At 69.8% G+C, this 15,262-nt stretch carries 8 protein-coding genes; 5 read left to right on the top strand and 3 right to left on the bottom strand.

What is annotated here, in order from left to right; all coding sequences use genetic code 11:
- Positions 1–71: 71 nt before the first annotated feature.
- Both RM590_RS25305 and RM590_RS25300 read right to left on the bottom strand, forming a co-directional pair.
- A complete protein-coding gene (locus tag RM590_RS25305) occupies positions 72–1,199 on the bottom strand; it encodes a Gfo/Idh/MocA family protein (protein ID WP_311707016.1) in 1,128 nt (375 codons plus the stop codon).
- Complete coding sequence (locus RM590_RS25300; RefSeq protein WP_311707015.1) at positions 1,196–1,936, bottom strand: sugar phosphate isomerase/epimerase family protein; 741 nt, start codon at positions 1,934–1,936, stop codon at positions 1,196–1,198. Before RM590_RS25300 ends, RM590_RS25305 begins: the two co-directional genes overlap by 4 nt.
- 487 nt (positions 1,937–2,423) lie before the next feature.
- Here RM590_RS25300 and RM590_RS25295 point away from each other — a divergent pair, with 487 nt between their 5' ends.
- Both RM590_RS25295 and RM590_RS25290 read left to right on the top strand, forming a co-directional pair.
- Positions 2,424–3,752: an endo-1,4-beta-xylanase gene (locus tag RM590_RS25295; RefSeq protein ID WP_311707014.1), complete on the top strand. Its 1,329-nt coding sequence runs from the start codon at positions 2,424–2,426 to the stop codon at positions 3,750–3,752.
- A 90-nt stretch (positions 3,753–3,842) separates the two neighbouring features.
- Complete coding sequence (locus RM590_RS25290; protein WP_311707013.1) at positions 3,843–4,658, top strand: SDR family oxidoreductase; 816 nt, start codon at positions 3,843–3,845, stop codon at positions 4,656–4,658.
- Here the strand turns inward: RM590_RS25290 and RM590_RS25285 are convergent.
- Entirely contained in the window at positions 4,642–5,406 is a 765-nt protein-coding gene (locus tag RM590_RS25285; protein ID WP_311707012.1) for a nucleotidyltransferase domain-containing protein, read from the bottom strand. The genes RM590_RS25290 and RM590_RS25285 overlap by 17 nt on opposite strands.
- 910 nt (positions 5,407–6,316) lie before the next feature.
- On the opposite strand from RM590_RS25285, the gene RM590_RS25280 reads away from it, so the two are divergent.
- From RM590_RS25280 to RM590_RS25270, 3 genes are all read left to right on the top strand, one after another.
- Positions 6,317–10,408: a LamG-like jellyroll fold domain-containing protein gene (locus RM590_RS25280; RefSeq protein WP_311707011.1), complete on the top strand. Its 4,092-nt coding sequence runs from the start codon at positions 6,317–6,319 to the stop codon at positions 10,406–10,408.
- 278 nt (positions 10,409–10,686) lie between these two features.
- Entirely contained in the window at positions 10,687–14,937 is a 4,251-nt protein-coding gene (locus RM590_RS25275) for a hypothetical protein (protein ID WP_311707010.1), read from the top strand.
- Between the two features lie 71 nt (positions 14,938–15,008).
- Positions 15,009–15,146 carry a hypothetical protein gene (locus RM590_RS25270; protein ID WP_311707009.1) on the top strand — a complete coding sequence of 46 codons (138 nt, stop codon included), beginning with the start codon at positions 15,009–15,011 and terminating at the stop codon, positions 15,144–15,146.
- The last annotated feature ends 116 nt before the right edge of the window (positions 15,147–15,262 follow it).

Below are 15,262 nucleotides of genomic sequence, written 5' to 3'. Positions count from 1 at the left end.
CGGCCCGCTCCGCACCGTGCTCCCGCGCACGAGGGCGACGCACTGGGCCCGCCGCCGCCGGAAGAGCGCGGCTAACCGAGGAGGGCCACGTGCGGGTCCCAGCCCAGCGGCAGCGGCTCCGGGGCGGTGACGGCCGCGGCGCCGGGGGTCGGGACGCCGGGGCTGCGGAACTCGCCGCGTTCGCCGGACTCGGCTATCGCCGCCATCGTCTGGAGCACGTGCAGCCCCAGCGCGCCGGAGGCCCGGTGCGGCTCGCCCGCGCGCAGCGCCCGCGCCATTTCCAGCACGCCAAGACCACGGCCGGCGGTCGCGCCCTCCACGGGCAGCTCGCTCCAGTCCTGGTCGCCGTTGCCGCGCAACCGCAGCGGGCCGCGGAAGGTGTTGGGGTCGGGAACGGCCAACGTGCCGTCGCTGCCGATCACTTCGAACTGGATGCGGGGCAGCGCCGAGTCGAAGCTGAAGACGGAGTTGGCCCGGGGGCCGGAGGCGAACTCCAGCAACGCGCTGACGTGCGTGGGCACATCGACCGGGAACGTCTCTCCCGCCTTCGGCCCGGACCCGGTGGTCCGCCGCGCGCGGCCCCGGGCGACGGTGGCCGCCACCCGCGACACCGGGCCGAACAGGGCCACCAGCGCGGTGAGGTAGTAGGGGCCGATGTCGAACAGCGGCCCGGCGCCCGGCTGGTAGAAGAACGCCGGGTCCGGGTGCCAGGACTCCGGGCCCAGGCTCTGCACGGCCGTGGCCGCCGCGATCGGGGTGCCGATGCGCCCGGCCCGCACCGCGCGCAGCGCCGACTGGAGGCCCGCGCCGAGGAACGTGTCGGGCGCGCTGCCGACGAGCAGCCCGCGTTCGGCGGCCTCGGCGAGCAGCTTCTCGCCCTCGGCCGTCGTGGCGGTCAGCGGCTTCTCCCCGTACACGTGCTTGCCCGCGCGCAGGGCGGCGGTGGCCACCGCGGCGTGCGCGGTGGGAATCGTGAGGTTGACGACGATCTCCACCTCGGGCACGGCCAGCACGGTGGCGAGGTCGCCCGCCACCGGCACACCGTGTTCCCGGGCCGCGGCGGCGGCCCGCGAAGTGTCGAGGTCGCCGACGGCCAGCACGCGGATGTCGGGGAAGGAACTCAGGGTGCGCAGGTACTCGCCGCTGATGACGCCCGCGCCGACGATGCCGACGCCGACCGGGCCGGATCCGGCGCTCATGCCGCCTCCAGCTCGGTCAGGTAGGCGCGGCTGACGGCCAGCGCGTCGAAGAAGTCGGTGGCGCAGGTGTCGAGTTCGACGATGCGCAGGGCCCCGGGCGCGGCGGCCAGGATCTCGGGCACCGGCATGGCGCCCTGCCCCACGGCCACATGCGGTTCGTCCCGCTTGACCGGCCCGTCCTTGACGTGCAGCGCGACGACGCGCGACCCGAGCCGCTCCAGCAGGGCAGGCACGTCCGCGCCGCCGACGGCCGCCCAGTACGTGTCGAGCTCCAGTAGGACCTCGGGCGCGAGCTGGTCGGCCAGGATCTCGATGGCGTGCCGACCGTCGATCACCGGCTCGATCTCCCACCAGTGGTTGTGGTAGCCGAGGCGGATGCCGTGCCCGGCGGCCTTCCCCGCGAGACCGTTGAGCAGGTCGGCGGTGCGGGCCAGGCCGTCGCGGGTGGTGAACTCCTCGTGGGGGATGCCCGCGGGGACGAAGGCCAGGTCGGTGCCGAGGGTGGCGATCGCGTCGAGGACGCGCTCGGGCTCGTCGCCCAGCAACTGCCCGGCGTGGATGGCCATCACCGTCAGCCCCAGGTCGTCGGCGACGCGCTTGAAGCCCTCGGGGTCGGCGGTCGGGTCGTAGGGCTCCACGGCGGTGAACCCGATCTCGGCGATCCGGCCGAGCGTCGCGTCCCGGTCGGCGGAGAGTGCGTCGCGGACGGTATAGAGCTGAACGCCCAGTGGTGCCATGCGGTGCTGCCTTCCAAGCTGTCCTGTCGTGCGGGCCATTGGAGAAGATAATGCGCTTTATTCGGCCTGACAACGGCCCCAAAACCCCTTCCCTTAAGGCGTGAGCCGTGAGCTCGGCCGCTTCGAACGGCCTTTCTGAAAACTTTTCAAGCAGTGTACGGAAGTTTTCAGGCTGTACACTCGGCCGTCTCTCTCCGATGGCGAATAAAGCCCTGCTCAGGGCCCTTCATTCCGCAGGTCAACGCCGGTCAAGTGCACCGTAAGAGCGGGGAGTTGGCTCGGAAATTTTCCGGAAGAACTCATTGACGACCACCCCCGCCGGGCGGATACTCCCCCTCGATCGTTGCCGGGGCGGCGCATCCCTGGAGCCGCGGCAGATCACCACATAGCGGATGGACTCGTGCGTCCGTCCCATTCCCTGACAGAAGGGGCAGCAATGTTCAGTGATTCCTCGCGCGGGCGGAAACGCCCGCGGTGGCGGACGTTAATGCACCGGGTGGCGGCCCTGGGCGCGATCGGCGTGCTCACCGCGACCGGGCTCGTCACCATGTCCGGCACGGCCAACGCGGCCAGCACCCTCGGCGCCGCGGCGGCCGAGAAGGGGCGGTACTTCGGCACCGCCGTCGCCGCGAACCGCCTCAGCGAGCCCGACTATGTGGCCACGCTGAACCGGGAGTTCAACAGCGTCACGCCCGAGAACGAGATGAAGTGGGACGCCCTGGAGCCGTCCCGCAACTCGTTCAACTACGCCAACGCGGACCGGATCGTCAGCCACGCGCGCAGCCAGAACATGATGGTCCGCGGCCACACCCTGGTGTGGCACTCCCAGCTCCCGAGCTGGGTGGGCGGGCTGGACGCCAACAACCTGCGCAGCGCGATGAACAACCACATCAACCAGGTCATGGGCCACTACCGCGGCCAGATCCACTCCTGGGACGTGGTCAACGAGGCGTTCCAGGACGGCAGCAGCGGAGCGCGGCGCAGCTCGCCGTTCCAGGACCGGCTGGGCAACGGCTTCATCGAGGAGGCGTTCCGCACCGCCCGGGCCGCCGACCCGAACGCCAAGCTCTGCTACAACGACTACAACACCGACGGCATCAACGCGAAGAGCAACGCCGTCTACAACATGGTGCGCGACTTCAAGCAGCGCGGTGTGCCCATCGACTGCGTCGGCTTCCAGTCGCACTTCAACAGCCAGTCGCCGGTGCCCAGCGACTACCAGCAGAACCTCCAGCGCTTCGCCGACCTCGGCGTGGACGTGCAGATCACCGAGCTGGACATCGAGGGCTCCGGCACCGCGCAGGCGGACAACTACCGCAGGGTGGTGAACGCCTGCCTGGCCGTCTCGCGCTGCACCGGCATCACCGTGTGGGGCGTGACCGACAAGTACTCGTGGCGCGCCAGCGGCACCCCGCTGCTGTTCGACGGGAACTACAACAAGAAGCCCGCCTATGACGCGGTGCTGGCCGCCCTCGGCGGCACGCCCGGCGGCGGCAACCCCGGCACCGGCGCCTGCTCGGTGACGTATCAGGAGACCAACCGCTGGGGTGACCGCTTCAACGGCCAGGTCACCGTGAGAGCGGGCAGTTCGGCCATCCGTAGCTGGACGGTGACCGTCACCGTCAACTCCGTCCAGGACATCTCCGCGACCTGGAACGGAACGCCAAGCTGGGACAGCAGCGGAAACGTGATGACCATGAGGCCCAACGGCAACGGCAGTCTCGCGGCCGGAGCCTCGACCAGCTTCGGCTTCACCGTGATGGCCAACGGGGACTGGTCGACCCCACGCCTCGGCTCCTGCGTGGCGACGACATGACCGGCTGACCCCCGCGGCGCGGCGGCCGGCAGCCGCCGCGCCGCGGATATCCGTTTCCCGCCGCCGCCCTCGTTTGCTAGGACTGGCGGTATGCCTCAACTGCCAGGGACCAGCCATGTCGCCCTTGTGACCGGAGCGAACCAGGGAATCGGGGCGGCGACGGCGAGAGCCCTCGCCCGGCGCGGCGTCGCGGTCCTGTGCACCTACCTCCGGCTGGACGGGCCGGAGGAGGCGGACACCGAGGAGCGCTACCGGCGCGACCGGGCCGCCACCGGCGAGGACGTGGCCCAGGAGATCACCCGGTCCGGCGGGCGCGCGACGGCGTTCGAGGCGGACCTCAGCGACCCCGCCATCCCCGGCGTCCTCTTCGACCTGGCCGAGGAGCGCCTCGGGCCGGTGGACATCCTGATCAACAACGCCTCGGGCTGGGTCCAGGACACCTTCACCCCGGACCCGGCCGACCAGTTCGGCCGGCCGCTGCGCCCGGTCTCCGCCCAGACCTGGTCCCGGCAGTTCGCGGTGGACGCGATGGCCCCCGCGCTGCTGATCGGCGAGCTGGCCCGGCGCCACCGCGCCCGGGGCGGTGACTGGGGGCGGATCGTGGGCCTGACGTCGGGCGGCGACCTCGGCTTCCCCGGCGAGGTCTCCTACGGCGCCGCGAAGGCCGCCCAGACCAACTACACGCTGTCCGCCGCCGCCGAGCTGGTCGGCCTGGGCATCACCGCGAACGTGGTGCACCCGCCGGTGACCGACACCGGCTGGGTCACGGACGAGGTGCGCCGGTTCGTCGCCTCCAGCGCCACGCACTTCCATGTCGCCGATTCGGCCGAGGTCGCGGAGATCATCGTGTTCCTCGCGTCGGAGGAAGCCGCCCTGGTGACCGGCAACGTCATCGCCCTGCGCTGAACTCCGTGCCGAACGCCAGGGCGAGCAGGGGCCGTTCCAGAACGCGCGCCGCCCCCGGGTCGCCGGCGGCGAGCTCGGCGAGCAGGGCGCGGGTGGCGGCGCCGAGGGCGCGGGTGAGTTCGGCCGCGTCGAGTCTCCGGACCAGCGCCTCGGCGAGCGGGCCGGTGATGTCCGGCGGCAGCCGGTCGGCTCCCTTGGCGTGCGCGGCCGGGTGGCCGAGCCGCACACAGGCCAGCGCCAGGGTGTGGTCGCGGACGCCGCTGATCCAGTGCTCCGCCTGCCACCACGCGCCGCGCTCGACGGCGACCCGGGCGTGCAGCACGTGGTGCCAGGCGAGGCCGACGAGATGGGCGGGGTCGGCGCCCGCCGGCCGGCGGGCCACCGCCTCGCCGAAGACGACGCGGAACGCCCCGTCCCCCACCTGGCCGAACGCGGCGGCCGGCGCGAAGCCGAGATCGACCTCCAGCAGGTCGCCGAGGAGAAAGGCGCGGTACACGGCGGGATCGGCCGAGAGGTCGAAGTGGTGCAGGGCGCCCAGCTCGCCATAGGCGAACTCGCTCCAGTCGGCCAGGACTTCGGCGACCGGCACGGCGTCGTCGACGCCGAGGAAGAGGTCGATGTCCGACCACCGGTCCTCGGCGTCCCGGGCGGCCGAGCCGGTCAGCGCGGCCCCGACCACACGGCCGTCCGCCCGCGCCCGCTCCAGCAGGCCCGCCCGCACCCGCCGGCGCCGTTCCTCGGTGAACATACCGCCGATCCTAGGCGCGTTCTGTCGGCGGCGGGCCCAGTGCGTCGCCCTCGTGCAGCGTGCACGAGAGCACGGTGCGGAGCGGGCCGGAGCCCGGTTCGGCCAGGAGGCGGAGCAGCAGGCGCACCGCCTCCCGGCCCAACTCGCGGGCGGGGCACGCGTAGTTCGGTCATCCCGGCGGGGGCCGTCGGGTCGCCGTCCAGCGCGGTGACGACGGCCGCAGTGCCGGCCGCGAGGTCGGCGGTGGTGGCGGACACCCGGGCGCTGGGCCCATCCCGCTTGCCGACGAGCACGAACGGATACGACTCGGCGGCCAGGCGCGCCACGTCCCCGGGGAACGTGTCGGCGCCGATCAGCACCGAACCGTCGGCCATCTGAAGCGTGTTGACGCCACCGGCATGCACCGGCCGGCGGCCGTCTGCGGGTCCGCCGCCGGCGAGCCAGGTGGACAGTTCGGCGAGGCGCAGGTCGCAGGGCCGTTCGGTGGGTCCTGCGGTCAGATCCTCGGGGCTGAGTGGCACCGGGCGGGCCCGTGCCCGGGCCTGCGGCGAATGCGGGCCCCGACGTGGCTGCTTGCCGGCGCATGTTCCCCGCCCTCGTCTCTCGTTGGCCTGGAGTCCGGGGTTCCCGAAAGCAACGTTCCGACAGTGCAGGGTACTTGAGGCAGTGTTGCCCGTTTTGGCGGTGTGGACGGGCGTGCGAAGGGTCTTTACAGTTCCTTCCGGTCTGCGTGTGGCACGTGGGTGTCGTGTGGCCAGGGGAGGGCGTGATGGGGGCAGGAGTCCGTGGTGGGCTGGCGGCTGCGCTGGTTGTGGTCCTCGGGGCAGGGCTGCTGAGTGGGGCACAGCCGGCTTTGGCAACGCCGGAGGGCGCCGGGGGCGGTGAATCGAGTTCCTCCGGAAGCGAGGCGGTGACCGAGGCCGGGGGTGCCTTCTCCGAGGACGAGGCTCTGACCGAGGCGGCCCGCACGGGTGAGTCCGTGGAGGTTCTGTCGCTGCGCGGCGAGAGCCGGGACGTATTCGCCACCCCGGACGGCAGTTTCGAGGCGCGCGAGTATCTGCGTCCCGTGCGGGCGCGAGTCGATGGGGAGTGGCAGGACGTCGACACCGGCCTGGCGGCGCGTGAGGACGGCATGGTGGGGCCCGGCGTGACGACGGTCGATATGGCGTTCTCCGGTGGGGGCGCGGATGCGCCGCTGGTGCGGATGGTGCGGGCCGGCCGGAGCCTGGAGGTGTACTGGCCGGGGACGTTGCCCGCGCCGACGCTGGACGGCTCGACGGCGGTTTACGAGGACGTGCTGCCGGATGTCGATCTGCGTATGGGGGCGCAGGTGGACGGCTACACCCAACTGCTGGTGGTGCACACGCCGGAGGCGGCGCGCAGCCCGCAACTGGCGGAGTTGACACTGGGGTTGGAGACCCAGGGGCTGACGATGGAGGCCACTGCCGAGGGCGGGCTGGAGGCCGTCGACGAGGGCGCCGGTTCGCCGGTCTTCGAGGCCCCGGCGCCGATGATGTGGGATTCCGGCTCGGGCCCCGCGCCCGCGGCGGACGGGGCCAGCGGCCTGGCGGAGGTCGACGCCGCCAGTTCGCCTCGGCAGGCTCGTGTGGGCGTCGAGGTCACCGACGAGGCGCTGGTGCTGACGCCGGATGCGGGAATCCTGCACGGTGCGGACACTGAGTTCCCGGTGTACATCGATCCCCAGACGCATACGCCGCGGGCGACGGCGTGGACCATGGCCTCGCGGTACTGGCATGACAGCCCGCAGTGGATGTTCAACGGTGAGAACAACGCGGGCCTGGGCTACTGCGGTTGGGACTACTGCAAGCCCAACGACCTCAAGCGTCTGTTCTACCGCATGCCCGTGTCCCACTTCGCGGGCACGGAAGTGATTTCGGCGCGGTTCTCGGTCGGCAATGTCTACTCGGCCTCCTGCACGGCGCGTGAGGTGCAGTTGTGGCGGACCTGGACGATCAACTCCCAAACCACTTGGGACACTCAGAACACGCCGGGCTTCTGGGCGGAGCACCTGGACACCCGCTCCTTCGCCCATGGCTGGGACGGTTGTGCCGCTAAGGATGCAGAGTTCAACGTCACTGCCGCGGTGCGGGAGTCGGTGGCCAACGGGGCGTCCACGCTCACCCTGGGTATGCGGGCCACGAGTGAGGACGACCCGTTGACCTGGAAGCGTTTCTCAGAGCGCGCTTACCTGAGCGTGACCTACAACCGCCGGCCCACACAGATCCGGACCTCTCAGTTGTCGATGGAGTACGGCGGCGTCTGCAAGCCCCCCTCCAGCCCGGCCTACGTCGGTACCCGGGGCCGGATCACAGCCCGGGATGTGACCGATCCGGACGGTGAGAACGTCCGGGTGGAGTTCGGTGCCCGCTGGGACACCGGGGACGGCCAGGGCAACATCATGCGCTGGCGGGCCACAACCGTCTCGAAGACCTCAGGGTCTCTCTTCGAAATGTTCTTGCCGTCGAACATCCCCACCAATCGGCGGGTGGAGTGGTTCGCCCGGGCCTACGACGGCCATTCCTATTCGCCTTGGTCTTCCGACGGCTCGGCGGAGCGCTGTGCGTTCATCTACGACCCGACTCGTCCTCAGGCTCCCGCGGTGTCTTCACCGCAGTATCCGGAGGCGAATCCGGATGATCCCAACGATCCTTGGCATGACGGGATGGGGAAGTACGGCAGCTTCACCTTCGACGCACCGGACTCCGATGTGGTCGCCTACCAGTACGGGATCAACAGCGATCCGTTGGCCGCCAACACCGTGAACACCTCGGGCGGCGCGGCACGGACTGTTCAGGTCCTTCCGCAGGAGCCGGGCGACAACTACATCACCGTCCGCTCCCTCGATGCCGCGAACAACGCATCGGAGATCCGCACGTACGACTTCATGGTCCGTGCCGGTGAGCCGGAGCGGATGGTGTGGGACCTAAACGAGGATGCCGGGGTCCCGGCGGTGACGGGGGAAGGAGAACCCTGGAGCGCAGCCCTGGCAGGCGGCGCGACACCTGGAGCGGAGGGCGTTCGCGGTGACGGCCTGCGTCTGGACGGTCAGGGTGGGCATGCAACGGCGAAACTCCCGGTGCTGGACACCTCGAAGAGCTTCACCGTGTCCCTCTGGGCCCGCCTGCCCGACGCCGGAGTGACTTCCCGGGGCACCGCCGTCTCCCAAAGCGGGACAAATGCCTGGGCCTTTCGGATCTCTGCCGACCCGGCCACCGGCTGGTCCTTTGCCCGGACCAACAGCGACTCCAACCCCTTGATCCTCGAGGCCCGGCAGGGCGAGCCCGCGGCGGCCGGTGAGTGGACTCACGTGGCAGGTGTTTTCGACAACGTCAGCAGCCGGCTACTGCTGTACATCAACGGGGGACTGGCCGGCACGGCGCCCTGGACCGTTCCCCCGTGGGAGGCACGCGGCGCCACCACGCTGGGCGCGGCCATGAACGGCGCTGACGGCCCGGGCTCCTTCTTCTCCGGCGATCTGGACGAGGTCCGGTTCTACGACTACGGCCTGAGTGCCGCGCAGATCGCCCAAGTGAGTGCTCACGAGGACATCACGGAAGGCGGACGCCCGGCCGTGGCCGTCTGGGCCATGGAGGAGCCGGCGGATGCCACCTCGGTCCAGGGCCGCAGTCAGCAGACCCGAGCCCAGTTGCAGGGCGGTGCCGAGGCCGGTGTCACCGGCATTCAGGCCGGCGCCTTGTCCTTTGACGGCTCCACTGGTTACGCGGCGACCACTCAGCCGGTGCTGGACACGCATCAGTCTTTCGCTGTCTCTCTGTGGGCCTGGCTGCCGGCCGGCAAGGAGAACGTGTATATGACGGCTGCCACACAAGGTGGTCTGGAACGCCGGGGTTTCTCGCTTTATCACCGGCCCAACGGCGGCGGCTGGTCGTTCCTGCGGGCCACGGCGGATGAGCCGGACGCTCCCAACGTCGAAGTGATCCACAACCCTTGCTTGGAAGGCGAGCTCGCCTGCCCGGGGCTGGGTCTCGGCACGTGGAGCCACGTTGTCGGCGTGCACGACATGGATGGCCAGCGACTGCAGCTATACATCAACGGCGAACTGGTCGGCTCTCAGCCCTACACCTACCGCTGGAACGCGACCGGTCCCGTCATGCTCGGCGCCTCCGACTCCCCTGACGGCATCCGCAATCACATGAAGGGCCTCTTGGATGACGTCCGCTTCTACGACCGTGTCATCACGGCTGAGGAGGTGCGGCAGCTCTATGAGCAGCGCCCTCTGATCACCGGCCGCTGGCAGTTCGAGGGAACTCAGGGCACCTCGCCGGTCACTACCCCGGATTCCTCACGGCCCGGCAATTCGCTGACGCTGGGCGGCGGCGCGGCCGTCGGCCCGGGGTGGATCGACTCCGGCGCCTTGGTCCTGGATGGCGTGGACGACTACGCGCAGACCACCACGGTGCCGGTCGACACCACCGCCAGCTTCACCGTCGCGGGCTGGGTGCAGGCCGCGGCGATGCCCGAGGAGGGGGTCACGCTGTTCAGCGCCGCCGGGCAGCAACGCAGTGCCTTCGCCGTCCGATTCCTGCCTTCCTCGGAGGCGCCCGGCTGGGGGCAGTGGGAGATCACCGTCCCGGACGCGGATTCGGCATCGGCGTCGGTGGTGAGCGTGACCAATCCCCGGTACTACGACGTCCTGGACTGGAATCACGTAGCGATCGTCTACGACGGGTTCCGCCGGGAGGTGGAGCTGTACGTGAACGGGCAGCGGATCGAAGACACCTGTCACGAAGAGCTGGACGACCCCTGCGGGGGCCTGTCCTGGAGCGACAACGTGCTGTCCTTCCGGGCGAGGCACTCGCTACAGGTGGGGCGGAGCCGCTCCAACTCGGCATGGACCGAGTACTGGCCCGGAGCCATCGACGACCTGTGGGCCTTCCAGGGAAAGCTCAGTCCCAGCCAGGTGGCCCTGCTCTCCACGCTATGGAGCGACGCTCCAACGGAGATCCCCAACCCCCGTTGATCCAACCCAGCGTGTCCACACCGGGATGAGCCTCAAACAGTGAGGGATTGAGAACGCCCATGAGCGGCAGAGCACACGGACGCACGGTGACCAGGTGGCGGGCGCGGCTGGGTCTGGCCCTGGCCGCGCTGATGGCGACATCACTGCTACAGGCGGCGTCGCCGTCGCATACGTCCACGCAGGGTGGCGACCGTTCCGGAGACGCGGCGACCGCGCAGCCTGTCGCGGGTAGCGATGGGCTGCCAGTACAGCCACGCCCGGTCGAAGACGCTCCTCGCGTGCCTGAGGAAGACCCGCGTGCGACCTGGCCCAGGGCAGCAGAGGCCAGGGTCGAACTGGGCCCCGGCGACATGGCGACAGCGCGCCAGGTGGGCGATCTGCCCGTGCGGCTCCGGTCCGCTTCGGACGGCACGGACGTGACCGCGAACGTCGCTGTCCTGGACCGCGACGCCACGGAAGCCGCACGGGTCAACGGCGTGCTCCTCACCCTCAGCCCGGCACCCGGCTCGGATGCCGGCGCGGTCGACGTGACCCTGGACTACAGCGACTTCGCGGGCGCCTTTGGCGGCGGCTACGGTTCACGGCTCACCTTCCACCAGCTGCCGGCCTGCGTGCTCGAGACACCGGAGGCCGCCGAATGCAGCACCTCGCTGCCGCTGGAAGCGCACAACGACACCGAGACGCAGATGCTGAGCACCGAGGGCATCGCCCTGTCCGCCTCGGGCCCGATTGTGCTGGCGGCGGTGGCCGACGAGGAGAGCGTGGAGAGTGACTACACCGCGACCGAGCTGTCCTCGTCCTCGACCTGGGATGTCGGCCTGAACACCGGTGACTTCACCTGGTCGTACGACATGCCGGTGCCGGACGTGCCCGGCGGCCTGACCCCGAACGTGGGGCTGTCGTACTCCTCCGGGTCGATCGACGGCCAGACCGGGGGCACGAACAACCAGGCGTCCTGGGTGGGCGACGGCTTCGACCTGTGGCCCGGCTACATCGAGCGGAAGTACCAGTCCTGCGCGGAGGAAGGGGTGGAGAACGCCGACGGGCAGAAGGTCGGCGACCTGTGCTGGGAGTACGACAACGCCTTCGTCTCCTTCAACGGCCAGGCCGGTGAGCTGGTCCCGGCCGGGGAGGGCGAGTGGAAGTTCCAGCAGGACGACGGCACCCGCATCCGCCACCACACCTCCGACGACCGGGCCAACGGCGACAACAACAACGAGTACTGGGAGATGACCACCCCCGACGGCACCCGGTACTACTTCGGCTACCACCGGCTGCCCGGCTGGACCTCGGGCAAGGAGACCACCGACTCCACCTGGACCGTCCCCGTCTACGGCAACGACTCGGGCGAACCCTGCCACGCCGCCACCGTCGCCGCCTCCTCCTGCACCCAGGCCTGGCGCTGGAACCTGGACTACGTCGTCGACGCCCGCGGCAACGCCATCGCCTACTACTACGACAAGGAGGAGAACTCCTACGGCCGTTTCGTGGACGAGACGGACGACGCCCGCTACACCCGCGGCGGCACGCTGGACCGCATCGAGTACGGGCTGCGGCAGGACACCGTCTACAGCGCCCAGGCTCTCGCGCGGGTGGACTTCACCGGCGGCACGCGGTGTCTCCCGCAGGATGGCGTTGACTGCGCGGCCTCGTCCATCGATGCGAACGAGTTCTACTGGTACGACACGCCCTGGGATCTGAACTGCGAGGCAGGCACCGACTGCGATACCGGCCGCTACTCGCCGACGTTCTGGACCCGCGACCGGCTGACGGGCGTCACCACCCAGGTTCTGGTTTCCGGCGCCTACGAGAACGTGGACTCCTGGGCTCTGGAACACCGCTGGGGCATGGCGGACGTCGACTACCAACTGCTGCTGGACAGCATCCAGCACACTGGCCACACCGCCACCCCGGCCGTCACCCTGCCGAAGACGACATTCACCTACACTCAGCGCGCCAACCGGCTGGACGCGATCGGAGACGGATACGCGCCGTTCATCAAGGAACGCCTGTCGACCATCGCCGACGAGTACGGCGGCCAGATCGACGTGACCTACTCCGAGCCGGCGTGCAGCCACTCCGGCCTTCCCACTCCCGAGACGAACACCACCCGCTGCTTTCCGCAATACCTCGGCGGCGGCGTGGACATTGCGCCGGATCTGGAGTGGTTCAACAAATACGTCGTCACCGATGTGATTGCCACCGACCGCACCGGCGGGGCGCCCGACCAGGTCGCACGCTATGAGTACCTGGGCGACGCCGCCTGGCACTTCGACGACGACAACGGCCTGGTCCCCGAGGAGGAGAAGACCTGGTCGCAGTGGCGAGGTTACGGCCAGGTGCGGGTGATGACCGGCGGCACGGGCGAGGATGGTCTGGTCACCCAGGAAGACACCTACTTCCTGCGCGGCATGGACGGCGACCGCCTCAACGAGAACGGCGGCACCAAGGACGTGTCCGTCGCCCTCCCGTCCGGAGAGGGCGACCCGATCACCGACCACCCCGCCACCCAGGGCTTCGCCTACCGCACCGTCACCTACGACGGCGTCGACGGCAACGTCCTGGAGAAGACCGTTTCCCGGCCCTGGCATCACGAGACCGCCAGCGACGTCCGCGACTGGGGCACCATCACCGCCGACCTCACCGGCACCGCCCGCACCACCACCTGGACCTCACTCGACGACGGCGGCGGCAGTCAGTGGCGCACCACCCGCACCGACACCGAATTCGACACCGTCGCGGGACGTGTCACCGAGGTCAACGACCTCGCCGACATCGCCATCTCCGACGACGACCGGTGCACGCGCACCACCTACGCCACCAACACCGACGCCAACCTCCTCACGCTGCCCGCCCGCACCGAGACCGTCGCCGTTGCCTGCACCGCCATCCCCGACCGCGCCGACGACGTCATCGCCGACGAGCGGTACGCCTATGACGGCCGTGGCCACGGACAGGCCCCCACCGCCGGCAACGTCACCGCCACCGCCGTCCTCAAAGACCACGATGGCACCACCGCCACCTACCTCGAATCCGGCGCCACCTACGACGCCTACGGCCGACAGCTCACCACCACCGACCTCACGGCCAACCTCACCGTCACCGGCTCCACCCTCACCCGCACCCCCCGCACGGACGGCCGCACCACCACCACGGCCTACAACGCCACCACCGGACACGCCACCACCGTCACTCAGACCACACCGCGCGCCAACCCGAACCTGGCCTCCTCCACCCAGGTGACCACCATCACGTATGACGTCAGACGTGGCCTGCCGACCCGCATTACGGACACCAACAACCGCAGCACCAACCTGGCCTACGACGCGCTGGGCCGCTCCAGTGCCGTCTGGCTGCCCGACCGGGCGCCCATCGACGAGGCGACCTACCAGTTCACCTACCGCATCGAGGAGGAACAGCCGGTCGCGGTCACCACGTACGCGCCGAACACCAACGGCGGTTACCAGGTCTCCCACGTGCTGATGGACGGTTTCCTGCGCGAGCGCCAGTCGCAGCGACCCGGGCCGGAAGGCGGCCGCCTCCTCACGGACACCTTCTACGACGGCCGCGGGCTGGTCGCCAGAACCTTCGAGACCTACTACAACGAGGATCCGCCGGAACGGTCGATCTTCCTGCCCGAGAACGCCCTCAACGTCGAATCCCAGACCCGCCACACCTACGACGCTCTCGGCCGGGAAACCGAGGCTCAGCATCTCAGGGGCAACGGGGAGAGCACCGACCTGCTGGCCAACACCCGTATCAGCTACCACGGCGACAGCACCACTACGGTGCCGCCCGTGGGCGCCACCACCACGACCACACTTCTTGACGCCCGCGGCCAGACAACAGAACTCCGCCAGCATCACGCGCGTTCCGCGGACTCCGCCTACGACACCACGCGCTACGCCTACACGCCGGCGGGCCAGCTTGCCGAGGTCACCGACCCCGCCGGGACCCGGTGGACCTACACCTACGACCAGCTCGGCCGCACCACCTCCACCACCGACCCGGACGCCGGCCAGACAGAGAACACTTACAACGATCGCGGTGAACTCACCACCCGCACCAACGCGCGGGACATCACCCTCGCTTACGTCTACGACGGCCTCGGCCGACAGACCGAACTCAGAGAAGGCAGCGCGACCGGAACACTGCGCGCTCAGTGGGTCTACGACACCGTCTCCCGCAGCGAAGGCCAGCTCGCTCGGTCCATCCGCTACCACAACGGAGCGGCGTACACCAACGAAGTCCCCAGTACGACGCGCTCTACAGGGCCCTCATCAGCCGGGTCACCATCCCCGAATCCGAGGGGCACCTGGCCGGCACCTACGAGTCGCGTACGTCGTATCTGGAGTTCATCGACTTGGTGGGCGGCGTCTCCCATCCCGCGGCAGGCGACCTGCCCAGCCAGGCAACGTCCTACACGTACGACGAGACCCAACGCCTCATCGAAACCCTCGGCTCAGGCTCCGGCTACGAAGCCGACGTCACCTACGACTTCCTCGGCAGGCCCGACACCTTCGAGCTGAGCCAGGGCCAAGGCACGCCGGTCACCGAGATCAGCAACGACTGGGAGCGGGGCACCAACCGCCTCTCCACCATGGACGTCGTCTCCCTCAGTACGGAGAGCACTGAGCGGTCCGAGACCTACACCTATGACCAGGCGGGCAACATCCTGTCGATCGCCGAGGTCTCCGGGGCCGAGAACGACGTGCAGTGCTTCCAGTACCCTCTCTGACATCGTTGGGTGAGACGCCCCGAATTGATCAGATATTGTGGGCGGGCACGACAGGAGCATCGCCCGTATGACCAGCAGCAAGCCTTCCGAGCAGGATCCCGCGCCGCGGCCGAGGC

Origin of the sequence: Streptomyces litchfieldiae, assembly GCF_031845365.1 — a bacterium.
GTDB lineage: Bacteria > Actinomycetota > Actinomycetes > Streptomycetales > Streptomycetaceae > Streptomyces > Streptomyces litchfieldiae.
This window is presented reverse-complemented; position numbering and strand designations above follow the sequence as displayed.